This is a genomic window from Enterococcus sp. DIV0756 (assembly GCF_051710745.1).
Classification (GTDB): Bacteria; Bacillota; Bacilli; order Lactobacillales; family Enterococcaceae; genus Enterococcus_A.
Genome location: NZ_JBIOLF010000001.1, coordinates 2,692,033 through 2,704,124, shown reverse-complemented (window position 1 = coordinate 2,704,124; position 12,092 = coordinate 2,692,033). Strand labels below are relative to the sequence as shown.

Sequence of the window (12,092 nt, the reverse complement as noted above, 5' to 3'; positions counted from 1 at the left end):
GCATGAACAATTCTCAGTTAGTAGCCTCTGTCACAGATTATGTGGAGGCGCATCTTCAAGAAAGAATGACACTTGATGAACTAGCGAAGCAGCTTCACTATTCAAAGTATTATTTGCTGCACGAATTCAAGGAGACAACCCGTCAATCCTTGTATAATTATATCAAGCGTCGCAGATTGAACGAAGCAGCTAAAGCGTTACTTTATTCAGACCAAAAAATTCTTGAACTAGCGCTGGAGCAAGGGTATCAAAGTCAGCAGGCATTTACGAAGGCCTTTGAAGAGCTGTTCAAGCTTTCACCGAACCGTTTCCGCCAACAGAAAAAAGAATTCTTGATTGAAGAACCATTTCTTGTATCAGACTATTTGCTGTGGGCTGAAAGTCGAGACGTGTTCATTCGTCGGGGAAAGTTGAAGGATCAGGAAAAGATTCTCGATTTTGTCTGCTTGATGAGAGGGGCTCTCCCTTACTTAGAACAGCAGAGGTATCTTCAAGCCTTGGGTTCGTTTATCAGGGAAGGAAACTGTTATTTGGCTTGGGCAAAGGAACGAGTTGTCGGACTACTGTTGTTTGAATCTCAGACAGAAAAAATCGAGAATTTTATTGTCTTACCTGCTTGTTGGGAGTTAGAGATTGAAATAAAATTACTCGCGAAATTGATTGATGAAAAAAATCCTCAAGTCCTTCACACAACAACGTTCAGACCTTCCGACAAATTAGATATTGGTTATCGTCAACGATTACTAACGATTGGATTTGTACCTAGTCAAAAATTAATTGAGAGCCGTTACCCTACTGAAAAAATGGTTCTATCGGTATTCTAAAATAGTTGAATAATTGGAAGAAAGCAGTTTGATCTGACGATCAAGCTGTTTTTCTTTTGCCTTAAAATAGTTTAAAGTATAGACCCTAATATTTGATCAAAATTCTTCAATATAGTGAACTGATAAAAAGATTGACCAAAAAAAGCTCAATTTAATTTGCGTAGAAACTAAGTAATTTAAAAAAAATAGGTATATGCCTTTTTTTTGAATAGAAATTTCAGAATAAAAACGGACTGATATTAATTGTAATCATTATTTATTTATAGTTATTTCAAGTTATTTCAAATAATTAATGATTTAAATCACAAATTTCAATGACGAACGTTATCGAACTTTTTATATTTTTTTGAAATTGTTCTCTTGTTATTTTTTGTTTATAGTACTATTGTTGGCGAATTTCTATAAATTTTTGGAGTCGATGCAATGAAGAAAAGAATACATATGCTTTTGATTTGTTTATTTATAAGTTTAGGCCCTTTATTTTCTATAAATAGTCCGGCCGAGGCAAACGATAGTGAGCTCTCGAACAATTTAAACATTGACCAATCATTCACTGAAAGTATGGATAAGAGTGAATCTGTTGAAGAGAACAAACAAACAAGTGAGTCAAAAAATCCTGGTGAGACTATAGCTTCTGAGGAGACTAGAGTCCAAACGTATGAAGAGCAGTGGGCGATTGTCAATACGCTAAGTGAGCTGCAAACGGCTTTAAAAAATAAAGAACCTTACATAAAATTAGCGGAATCCACAGAGGTTTTCGTAATTGGTAGTGGGGCTGCAACGATCATAGCTGATGTAGTGATCGATGGGAATAATCGGCAGATTGCTTATTTTGGTGAGCATTGCTTTAATTCGACCACTGCGGGACTGAGCATCACCTTGCAAAACATGACTTTTGGTTCACCAGATTTTACAGTTCGAGCAGAAGGTCTTTACGGGATCATGCGAAGTGCGGCAAATAGCGAATTACATATTAACAATGTCAATTATTTTTCGGATAAGGTGGCACAGCCTTTTTATTTTAGACATGCTTCCGGAAAAATTTACTTTCATGGAACCAATCTCTTCATGCAGCAAAAGGCAGATGGTTCTGTAGGCGGTGGCGAAGAATTTGCTGAAGGAAACAATTTTGTCTTTGTCGCTGGCAGCCATACGAAAATTGTTCAAAATACCAGTGGGGCTACTGGCTTATTTTGGACCCAGGTGAATCCTAGCACGTTTACCTTAGAAGAGGATGCTGTTCTAGATGTTACTTCGAATCATAGTTTTCTCTATTCCGATGGAGCAAACAATTGCAGTATCAGATTAGAAAGAAACGCTAAATTATTGGTAAACGGGACGAATTCTGCAAATGGGTATTTCTATTATTTTGACAAACCTTCTTCTATTACTGTTGGAGAAGGCGCGGAATTTTCTATGAGATATCCTCATAGCATAAGAATTGCTGATGGTAGCGCGATTAAATTTTTACCAAACTCGATCGGAAATTTTGAAGTAGTGAATGATGAAACTGTTTTTGACCAAACCGTTGGACGAGCCTCCACTTTTGAGATTGATAACGCTGAAAGGCTTCAGTTTAAATCAAAGGCAGGGAGTAATTACAATCCGATTGGTTTTACGAGTGTTTCAAATACATTTTCTTTCAGTCCATTTGGAACAGAGACAAATGGGTATGAAGTAGTCATAAACGACGATGCCGCCTCCTTGAAGCTAACCCCTCAATTAGATCCGGGGATTTGGACGATTTCAAAGACCATTACTCGAACGACCGGGTCGAGAACCCCTGAATTTACCAGTGAGGAAAAAACAACGTTACAGAATGCTGAGAGCATTACCTTGAAGCGATTAACTCCTCCCATCGAATTATTACAGGTTGATCAAACAACGGATGTCAATGAGGCGTCGTTCAAACTAGCAGACTATTCCTTACATGGAAATGAGGATCGTGTTAACGGTGCTTCTTTTAAACTATACTCGCAAAATACAACCGATCCCGCTGCGGATGGAGAAGGATTTATTGAGGAGAAGCAAACTACTAATTTGGAAGATACTGTGACCTTTTTGAAGCTAAAAGATCAAACTGATTATTGGCTCTACGTGCGAATTATCGGTGATCCGAATAGTCAATCGAGTGAATGGCTGGAGGTGCCTTTTAAAACACTTCAAGAAATGATAGATGTTGATTTTCCTATAGAGGTCGCTTTCTACACTGAAAAAGAGAACAACCAGCAAAAGATCCGTGCGGCAGGCGAATATACCATCGACAACCACAGTTCCTTTCCAGTCAAGATTCAGGCGACTGATTTTCAGGAACTATCGAATCCTTCGGGAATCCAACTATTACCAACAGCAGATGAAACGAATAAAAAGGATCTGCTATTAAATCTAACCGAACAAGATCATAAATTAGGTATTTTGACCAATTCTCTACACGAAGCACCGTTACCATTTTCTGATCTTGCCGGAAAAGCTTCTACTAAGCTAGGATTTTCAGGAGTCTACTACGGGGATGTAAAAACAGCACAGCAAGTGCAATATCGCTTAACGTTGACTGCGGAAAGAAAGGAATGATCTTTATGGAAGAAAAACAAAGCAATAAAAAGAAGTGGCTATTAGCCCTACTCTTATTATTATTGGCTTTAGGCGGAATAGGTGCGTATTTTTTAACGAGAGAAGAACCGAAACCAGTCTCAATCGTGAGTGGTGAGTTTCTACCAGAAGACAAGGACGCCTCTAAAATCAGTGGTGCTGAATTAAAAAAAATGGCCCAAGCAACAGTTGACCGCAGTAAATTTAATATGGTCATTGCTCCCGAGGCTACCTTCGAAACGAGTGCACAAGCAGGAGAATTGATTATTCAAAATCCAACGCATAATGCGTATCCGGTCAATGTTGAGATCACTAGAAATGACAATGGTGAATTGATTTATACATCGGGAGCTATCCAGCCAGGCTTTGAAGTGAAAGAAGCCAAATTAGAAAAGAATTTATCAAAAGGGGACTATCCGGCAACGGCAAAATTCTCTTTATATGATGATAAAACGAAAGAGAAGAAAGGAGAGGTCGCGGCAAAAATTATGATTCATATTAAAAATTAATGGTGTTAACAAAAAATAGAGTGAACGAATAAGGAGAAATGAAAAATGAAAAAAATTTTAAGCGGATTAGTAGTAGGAAGTATTTTATTTGGCGGAGCAGCAAGTATTTATGCAGCAGAAGAGACTACAAATGGAACAGGATCAGCATCAATCACAGTCAACGGCTCGTTAGGTCAGGACAATACCGATGAGAACGCACCGAATATCGATGAAGGTTTAGAGGACTGGATCAACGTGACTTTGGATACAGCAAATATTTTCTATACAACAAAAGAAACAGCCCACAAAACAATTACCTCACCACATTATCGTATTACCAATAATTCTGGTCGTGCGGTGAATGTTTCTGTTGAAGATTTTACAGTAACTTCTGGGAATTTAGACAATGTGGATGAGTTAAAAATCACCGGAAAAGATTATTCCGCAGCTGAGCAGGTAGTTGATCTAAAAGGAACGGGAACTAGAGCCTTCATGACTTTAGCCAATAATCAAGGGAAATTGAACACTGAAGCCGATCCTTCTGGAGGCTACACGAATGATACGTTATACCAATACTCTGGTACGACTAAGGATGAGTACTATAAAGGAAAAGCAGAACAGACTGCCCATAAAATGACATTGGCTTTTGAAGCGTTAGATAGTAAAGGAAATCCGGTCGTAACCCCTTAAGCCAGGGAGGCATCCATGTGAAGAGTACGATTCAAATCGAAGGAATATTAGGTTCGCCGGAAGAAGAAACAATCTTTTCTTCTCAAGAAAAACCTGAAAAAACAGGTACACAAATTGTAAATGTTCAAGTGCGTACCAGTTACCCTCAAACAGGGGAGCAGCAAAGTTACTTCTTGCTTTTTTCAGGTATCTGTTTATTGATTCTATTCATGATTTTAAAAAAGCGGCAAACAGCTGATTAGGCTGTTTGCCGCTTTTTATCTTGAAAATGAAAAGGATAATCAACATTGTACGAAAGAAAAATCGACTCTCGAATCAAACTTTTGAATAAAAAGCTTCAATTATAAAATTTAATTCTTATGCAGATTTATTCTATTGGGAAAATTAATATTTATTTAATGAAGAAAAAACATCTATTTGTTTTTTTATGTTGAGTTAAAATAAAATAAAGGTAATTATTTTAAAACAAAAAGCTGTTGAATCGGCATGTATTGTGTGATATCTTTAAAAAGAAGCTGTTATCAATTATGGTTATTAGGTTATTTTATAGAGGTGGAGTCTCAGTTGTGAGGCTCTAGTAAAAATGATCCATTCACTTTGGCAGCGGCTCGAAATAGGGTTCGAGTTGAATTAAATCTCTTAAACAAAGAGAGAAAGGGAGAAAAATGAAAAGAAAATACTTAACATGTGCGGCACTTACAGGCTTGCTAGTACCTACTTTACTTGCCGCACCGACAGCATTGGCGACAGAAGCGATTCAAACAACAAGTGAAGTGGCGAAAAAAACGGAGGAGACGCCAAAGATTCAATCAGGTGTTGCTAAGCCTGCAAAAGAAACACCGACAACTCCAAGTCAACAACCAAAAGTACCCACTACAACGAATGGTAACAATAAAACAACTGAGGGGACAACGACAAAGCCTTCAACTGAAAGCAGTACTGTCAAGCCTATTCAAAAGCCAGCCTCAGAAACAGCTGCTTCAAGTGAGGGCGGAAAAGAGACGAGTACGTCCACGGTAGAGAAAGAAAAAACGGAAGTAAAACCGTTAGATGTAAATCCATTTCCACCGAATAAACCAACGGATACGCATCCTGCAATCAATATTTTGCCGACTCAAAGCATTCGTAAAGGCAGCAGCTTTGATCCAATGAAAGGCGTTAGTGCTAACGATAAGACAGATGGGGACTTGACATCGAAAATTCAGGTTACTGGAACAGTGGATACTGCTAAGGTTGGGGAATACTTGTTGAAATATTCCGTAACGAATTCACAGGGAAAAACGGCTACTCAAAGTGCTATTATCCATGTTGTTGAAGATGATATTGGCATGTATACCATCGAAATAGCGGATTTCAGTTTGCCAAAAGGCAGTGACTACATCCAAGCGATTCGTGATCGCATAGTGATTAAAAAACCGGATGGAACTATCGTGCCGACCGCAACAGCAAACATTATTGTTGCAGGGCATCTTTCTACCGATACGCCTGGAACACTTGGCGTTGAGATCGCAGTCGTTTCCGAATATAATACAATCACTAAAAAGATCGTGAACATTAAAATACTTGATACGAATGACACAATTAGACTAGATGTTCAAGCAAGTTTGAGCCTTGAAATCGGTCAAGCCTTTGATCCATACAGCTTTGCACAGGCTTATGTGATGAATGCCGCTGGAAAGGAAGAGAAGCTTGCGAAAGCAGGTGCAGCAGGCAGCGTTGGGATTTGGGCAGAATCCACGGTTGATACCACGAAAACAGGCACCTATCAAGTGACGTATACGGCTTTAGCAGCATCAGGAGCAACGATCACAAAAACGATGGCTGTTACAGTAAAAGAAAAAGCTGAAAAACGGTCCCCAAAAATTTTGGTTGAAAACAAAGTCATGTATGTTGGGGATAAATTGGATGAAGATATGATTATGGCTTGGGCCAAAACAGAAAATCCATCAGACACCATCGACGGCTTTAAAGTAATGAATGGTGAGATTAAAGTAAAAATGGCGGACAATACGCTAGTGGAAACAGGCGAGCACACCATCGAATTTTACGCATCTACGCCAGAAGGTGAAACGAGCACGAAGACAATTACTTTAACTGTAAAAAATCGTTCGACTGATGAGCCCACTAAATCAAAAGAAGAAACAAAAAAAGTAATGGGTACAGGCAACACTGTAACGAACTTAGCTAATAAAAAGGCAGTGACTACTCCTGCAACCACTCAAAGTAGTAAACAATTACCGAAAACCGGTGAGGAATCCAGCAGCTTATTGGTTACCATGATTGGCGGCATGCTGGTACTTCTAGCATTTGTATTGAAACGAGCAAAAAAAGCAGAGTAACCTGAAAAAAGCTTCCTTCATTGAAGGAAGCTTTTTAGGTATATCGCTATTTCTGATTTCTGCGCCCGTGCTTGATGATCCATTCCTGAGCTTTTGTCGATGGTGTTTTTTGCCATTCACTGATGAGAAAATCGGCTTTTTCGGGGGCATCCTTGTAGAGATCATTGAGATTATTGCCGACACTTTTTTGCACGAATTTTTCAGGATCGTCCTTTAGATTCGTCAGGATTTCAGCGTAACGGTCAAATTCGTCCAAAGCCACATAGATTTTTTCTGACCACGGCAAACGAATCCGAATTCCTTCACAGGCGAGACGACGTACATGGACATTCGGGTCTTTACTCCAAACAATTAATTCAGCCATCACTTCTTGCGGATGCTCCTTTAATAAGGGACGAATCGCATATTCACCAGTAAAACGTTTGGTCAATTCCTTCAAAAAGGCCAATGAGGCTTCCCAATCTTCATTCCCATGCCGTTCCACGTAACGACCGATTGGCCATAGCCACCAGCCAAAGCTGAACATTCCGGTGGACTGCTCCAATTCTGGTCCGAGAATTTGGTAGAAAGCTTGGATATTGTCTCGATAGTTTCGAGGAAGAGTCACATCCAATGCGTCAACAATAAAGTCGAAACGCGCAAACAATTCCTTATCCTCTAGTTTGCCGATCAGTGCACTAGAAAAAGCTTTTCCATCAAAATCTGGGACTGCTTGTGTCAACTTTTCCGATAGCTCTAAAATATACTGATCGTTGTAGTGGTCCTTATGCTTCATAGGTATTCGCCTCCAATTTCATCTTTGGTTTGATGATACCATAAAGTCAATATCTTCCAAGCACTGCTTCGATCGACTTGGTACAATAGAAAAAGGAAAGGGGGCGAGACGTTGAATCAGAAAATTATTTGTTATGACGAGGATCTAGAGATTGAAGCCTATTCCTTCACCGGCGTATCACAAAACTTTCCCAATCATTTCCACGATTATTACGTCGTGGGGCTGATTGAAGAAGGTCACCGCACGATGGTAGTGAATAATCAAGCTTATGCGCTTAAACCAGGTGATTTATTAACCTTTAATCCTTATGACAATCATAGTTGTGAAGGAATCGATGGCAGTCGTTTAACCTACCATTGCCTCAATCTTAAAAAAGACATCTTTCAACCATTTGCAGGAGTGGAGCTACCGAAATTTATGAACCCGATGCAGGCTCAAACGGAGCTAGCAGAAGATTTTCACAGGCTGCACCAGTTGATCATGAATGAAGGTGATAAAGCTGAAAAAGAAACACTGTTCCTCTTGTTTATTGAAGAACTCTTACAAAACTATGCACAGAAAGTGCCGGATCAACTGTTGTCTGAGCGAGAATCAATTGCGGTTGTTTGTGAGTACTTAGAGACCCATTACGATCAGAAGATCACGTTGGACCAGCTTTGTAAACTCGTTCATCTAAATAAGCATTCGCTTGTTCGACAATTTACACGAGAAAAAGGGATTACCCCTTATCGCTATTTAGAGACGTATCGAATCGTAAAAGCCAAGGAATTACTGGAACAAGGCTGCAGCTTAATCGAAACGGCTGAGCGAACAGGCTTTTATGATCAAAGTCACTTTACGAATTACTTTAGTCGGTTCATCGGCTTGAGTCCCAACCACTATCGCACAATTTTTGCGAAAAGAAATGAGGAGTAAGATGTCAGTAAATGAGTTAAAGTGTGTCATGGTCGTCGATGAAGCAATGCCTCAGGGAATCATTGCAAACAGTACGGCTGTGATGGGTGTAACGATTGGAAAATTGTTTCCTGAAGTTGTTGGTCAAGATGTCATTGATCAGACGGGCTACCGTCATCAAGGAATTATTGAATTTCCCATTCCGATCTTAAAAGGGAATCGTGATTTTTTGCGAAGTATGCGGGAAAGATTGTACGAACCTAATTTTGAGCAACTAACAGTCGTCGATTTCTTTGATGTGGCGCAGGGCTGTAAAACTTATGGTGAATATATCGAGAAAATGACACAAGTACCGGAATCAGCGATCGATTATTTTGGCTTAACCCTTTTTGGGAATAAGAAGCAAGTCAATAAATTGACGGGAAGTTTGCCATTGCTACGGTAGGAAAGAAACCTCCAACCAAATCATTCGCTCATTTTCATGTTTTTTTCAGTTAAAGATGATATTTTAGACAGGATGACTGTTTGAAGAGTTGAGGAGACGTTAAAATGAGTATTGAAATCCTGTCGAAGATTTTTTCGATTATTGTTTTGAATTTAGTATTAAGTGGTGATAATGCGGTGGTGATTGCTTTGGCGACAAGAAAGCTGCCAGCTTCATCACAGAATAAGGCGATCGTGATTGGAACCGCAGGGGCTGTCGTTTTGCGGATTTTACTAATGATGATGGCTGTCGAGCTGCTGACAGTGCCGTATGTGAAGATCATTGGCGCGGTATTGTTGTTTTATATTGCGTATGACTTGTTGAAATCGAATGGTGAAGAGGCTGAAATCAAAAGTGAAGCCACGCTTTTATCAGCGATTCGTACGATCATTCTTGCGGATTTAGTCATGAGCTTGGATAATGTTTTGGCAATCGCTGGTGTTGCTGATGGACAGTTGCTGTTAGCTGTTTTAGGTTTGATCATTAGCATTCCAATCGTCATTTTTGGCAGCCAAATTATTTTGAAATTGATGGATCGTTTCCCTTGGCTAATCTGGATTGGGGCTTTGTTAATCGCCTATACCGCAGGGACAATGCTGGTAGAAGATCAGTTCATCCATCATCTGCTTCGAGGATTGAGCAATGGGCACATTCTATCATGGGCGTCCTGTGTTTTATTAGCTGGAATGTATTTTCTATTCAATCGTAAGAAATCATAATAAGACTATGGAGGCTGTCGCAAAAAATGCGGCAGCTTTTTATTTGGCAGTTGACGAACAATTTCACTTTAAGTAAAAAAATCAAAGAATTGACTACTGCAATTACAATTTGAAAACAACTGGCTAGAATTCTCAGGTATACTAAAGAAAACGGTATCAATAAGGAGATGGGTATGAATATTGCAATTTGTGATGATGATCGCGTAATGAGTGGTCAGATTGAAAATTTAGTAAATCAAGTCTTCCATGGAGAAACGGACAAGTTCAACACGGAAGTCTTTTTTTCAGGCGATAATTTATTAGCTTTTTTAGTCACGCGCCCCAATTATTTTCAAATGTACTTATTGGACATTGAGATGGAGGGGACTGATGGTTTAGAGACAGCGGCAAAGATTCGCAAAGCCGATCCTGATGCGGTAATCATTTTTATGACAAGCCACGCGGAGCTGATGTCAGAGGCGTTTGAAGTTTTAGCGTTTCAATTTATCGTCAAACCGTTCGAACATGAAAAAACGTTAGGCATTTTGTCTTCGGCGGTACGCTACTTGCAAAAGCGTAAAGGCGTCTTCCAGTTCGTGTCGCAAAAGAAAATTTATACCTTCTTCTTGAATCAAATCAGCTACATTGAAAGTTCAGGTCGAAAAATTTGTTTGCATACGACTGATGGAGAAACCTATGACTATTATGGAACCTTGAAGGATGCCAGAGAACAGGTGAAGGGTCTTCTTTTTGCTCAGATCCATAATTCGATCATTATCAATCTGGAAAGCTTGAATACTGTGGAGAGTAATTTTGTCTATTTGAAGAATGGTGAAAAATTACCGATCAGCAAGAAGTTCCACGCTTCCTTCCATGAACAATTCCAGCAATTTGTGTTGTCTCGCTAAAGGGTGCCAGCTTAATTCTGGAAGAAAAAATGCTTTAAGTAGAAATAAGGAGGAATGCCTATGGCTTTTTTAGAAAATTTTATTCCGGTTACAGTTTTAACATCAATCAGCTTGAGCTTATTATTTTCCAGTTTTTTTCCCGTGAAGGCGCGAATTCCGAAAAGAAGTATTTTTATTGTCATCTATTTGACCTGTATTCCATACTATTTCATTAATAATATCGCGAATGAAGCGACAACCGGAAATGTGCGGCCTATTTTGACTTCTCTCAGCACATTGCTTTTATTGTTTTTTGTCCAGTTTTTCTTTCAAGGAAAAGCTTATCAAAGAGGCTTGGTCGCGGCTCTGTTTATTGTTTTTTCGATCATTAGTGAAGGAATCCTGATGATTTTGGCGCGAATGATTTTACCAGTTGATAATCTGTTGGATTTTGTCAGCTCTGGCGGGATAGGGAATCGAATCGCTATGCTGATCAATTTTCTACTGGTCTTTTCCTTCTGGTCAGCCAGAAAAAAACGCGATATTTCGATTCAACGAAATTTTTCCATTCTGCAATTGGCAATTGCCTCGATTTGCAGCCTCTCGATCGGAATACTGATTATTAGTGTCACAGGAACCAATCATTTTGCCGTGAGAGATATCGTTTTAATGATCAGCTTCGTTTTATTGTTGGTCTTATTTTATTTGAGCTTTGAAATGTCAGATAGCATGTCAAAGAAAAATCAGGAATTTCAGCTGCAAGAGCAACGACATGAACTGCTGGAGGAGTATTATCAGCAAGTGGAAAAACATCAACTTGAAGTACGAAAAATCAAACACGATTTAAAGAATCAGCTTTATTCGATTGTTGGCTACTTAGAGGCGAATAAAGAAGGGGAAGCAAATCAGCAGATCAACCAATTGATCCAACAGCTAGAGTCAAATGAACTGCCTTCATTTACTCAACATGCGGGTCTGAATGCTTTGCTGCGCTTGCATTACCAAAAAATGAAAGAAGCCGGAATTACCTGTGAGTTTGAGATAAAATGTCCAGAGGCTATGAAATTTTCCGATTCTGATTTGTCGTCATTAATTGGAAATATTTTGGATAATGCGCGAGAAGCCTGTGAACACAGCAGCACACGGAAATATATCCAGCTAAAACTTGTTTATTTCAATCATTCGCTAGTCGGCTCTTGTGAGAACAGTACAGATGGGAAGATTACGACCCTGACGACCCGCAAACAAGATAAAATAAATCACGGATTTGGCCTGAAATCAGTCCGCCAAACCATTGAACGTTATCATGGAAATCTGAATTACACGATTGATGACTATTCTTTTAAACTAAATTTCAATTTGTTCGAGCAAACATGACGAGAAACCTAAGCAATCATGACACGTTACGAAAATGTCCCTCCTAA

The 12,092-nt window shown here is 39.3% G+C and carries 12 protein-coding genes; 11 read left to right on the top strand and 1 reads right to left on the bottom strand.

The window, feature by feature from the left end:
* The first annotated feature begins 2 nt into the window (after window positions 1-2).
* The 6 genes from IGI44_RS13150 (at window position 3) to IGI44_RS13125 (ending at window position 6,930) form a co-directional block, all read left to right on the top strand.
* The gene (locus tag IGI44_RS13150; protein ID WP_438788173.1) at window positions 3-824 is read left to right on the top strand and encodes a helix-turn-helix domain-containing protein; all 822 of its coding nucleotides are present in this window, start codon (window positions 3-5) and stop codon (window positions 822-824) included.
* A gap of 423 nt (window positions 825-1,247) precedes the next feature.
* Window positions 1,248-3,395 carry a hypothetical protein gene (locus IGI44_RS13145; protein WP_438788172.1) on the top strand — a complete coding sequence of 716 codons (2,148 nt, stop codon included), beginning with the start codon at window positions 1,248-1,250 and terminating at the stop codon, window positions 3,393-3,395.
* A 5-nt stretch (window positions 3,396-3,400) separates the two neighbouring features.
* Window positions 3,401-3,922, top strand: a complete 522-nt coding sequence (locus IGI44_RS13140) for a hypothetical protein (protein ID WP_438788171.1) — start codon at window positions 3,401-3,403, stop codon at window positions 3,920-3,922.
* Window positions 3,923-3,967: 45 nt separating this feature from the next.
* The gene (locus tag IGI44_RS13135) at window positions 3,968-4,591 is read left to right on the top strand and encodes a hypothetical protein (protein ID WP_438788170.1); all 624 of its coding nucleotides are present in this window, start codon (window positions 3,968-3,970) and stop codon (window positions 4,589-4,591) included.
* Window positions 4,592-4,608: 17 nt separating this feature from the next.
* Window positions 4,609-4,833, top strand: a complete 225-nt coding sequence (locus IGI44_RS13130; RefSeq protein ID WP_438788168.1) for an LPXTG cell wall anchor domain-containing protein — start codon at window positions 4,609-4,611, stop codon at window positions 4,831-4,833.
* 423 nt (window positions 4,834-5,256) lie between these two features.
* Window positions 5,257-6,930: an immunoglobulin-like domain-containing protein gene (locus tag IGI44_RS13125; protein WP_438788167.1), complete on the top strand. Its 1,674-nt coding sequence runs from the start codon at window positions 5,257-5,259 to the stop codon at window positions 6,928-6,930.
* Between the two features lie 46 nt (window positions 6,931-6,976).
* Here IGI44_RS13125 and IGI44_RS13120 read toward each other — a convergent pair whose 3' ends face one another.
* Window positions 6,977-7,705 (bottom strand): DNA alkylation repair protein, encoded by a 729-nt coding sequence (locus IGI44_RS13120; RefSeq protein WP_438788166.1) that lies wholly within the window; start codon window positions 7,703-7,705, stop codon window positions 6,977-6,979.
* A 111-nt stretch (window positions 7,706-7,816) separates the two neighbouring features.
* Between IGI44_RS13120 and IGI44_RS13115 the strand changes: the two genes are divergently transcribed.
* The 5 genes from IGI44_RS13115 (at window position 7,817) to IGI44_RS13095 (ending at window position 12,045) form a co-directional block, all read left to right on the top strand.
* Window positions 7,817-8,620, top strand: a complete 804-nt coding sequence (locus IGI44_RS13115; RefSeq protein WP_438788165.1) for a helix-turn-helix domain-containing protein — start codon at window positions 7,817-7,819, stop codon at window positions 8,618-8,620.
* Window position 8,621: 1 nt separating this feature from the next.
* Window positions 8,622-9,044, top strand: coding sequence for a DUF2000 domain-containing protein (locus IGI44_RS13110; RefSeq protein WP_438788163.1), 423 nt, complete (start codon window positions 8,622-8,624; stop codon window positions 9,042-9,044).
* Between the two features lie 104 nt (window positions 9,045-9,148).
* Window positions 9,149-9,802 (top strand): TerC family protein, encoded by a 654-nt coding sequence (locus tag IGI44_RS13105; protein ID WP_438788162.1) that lies wholly within the window; start codon window positions 9,149-9,151, stop codon window positions 9,800-9,802.
* Between the two features lie 173 nt (window positions 9,803-9,975).
* A complete protein-coding gene (locus IGI44_RS13100; protein WP_438788161.1) occupies window positions 9,976-10,689 on the top strand; it encodes a LytR/AlgR family response regulator transcription factor in 714 nt (237 codons plus the stop codon).
* Window positions 10,690-10,749: 60 nt separating this feature from the next.
* Entirely contained in the window at window positions 10,750-12,045 is a 1,296-nt protein-coding gene (locus IGI44_RS13095; RefSeq protein WP_438788160.1) for a sensor histidine kinase, read from the top strand.
* The last annotated feature ends 47 nt before the right edge of the window (window positions 12,046-12,092 follow it).

Bases quoted from the DNA above. Each gene is read 5' to 3' on its own strand.
- IGI44_RS13150 (WP_438788173.1), top strand. From the start codon at position 3: ATGAACAATTCTCAGTTAGTAGCCTCTGTCACAGATTATGTGGAGGCG.
- IGI44_RS13145 (WP_438788172.1), top strand. From the start codon at position 1,248: ATGAAGAAAAGAATACATATGCTTTTGATTTGTTTATTTATAAGTTTA.
- IGI44_RS13140 (WP_438788171.1), top strand. From the start codon at position 3,401: ATGGAAGAAAAACAAAGCAATAAAAAGAAGTGGCTATTAGCCCTACTC.
- IGI44_RS13135 (WP_438788170.1), top strand. From the start codon at position 3,968: ATGAAAAAAATTTTAAGCGGATTAGTAGTAGGAAGTATTTTATTTGGC.
- IGI44_RS13125 (WP_438788167.1), top strand. From the start codon at position 5,257: ATGAAAAGAAAATACTTAACATGTGCGGCACTTACAGGCTTGCTAGTA.
- IGI44_RS13120 (WP_438788166.1), bottom strand. From the start codon at position 7,705: ATGAAGCATAAGGACCACTACAACGATCAGTATATTTTAGAGCTATCG.
- IGI44_RS13110 (WP_438788163.1), top strand. From the start codon at position 8,622: ATGTCAGTAAATGAGTTAAAGTGTGTCATGGTCGTCGATGAAGCAATG.
- IGI44_RS13105 (WP_438788162.1), top strand. From the start codon at position 9,149: ATGAGTATTGAAATCCTGTCGAAGATTTTTTCGATTATTGTTTTGAAT.
- IGI44_RS13100 (WP_438788161.1), top strand. From the start codon at position 9,976: ATGAATATTGCAATTTGTGATGATGATCGCGTAATGAGTGGTCAGATT.
- IGI44_RS13095 (WP_438788160.1), top strand. From the start codon at position 10,750: ATGGCTTTTTTAGAAAATTTTATTCCGGTTACAGTTTTAACATCAATC.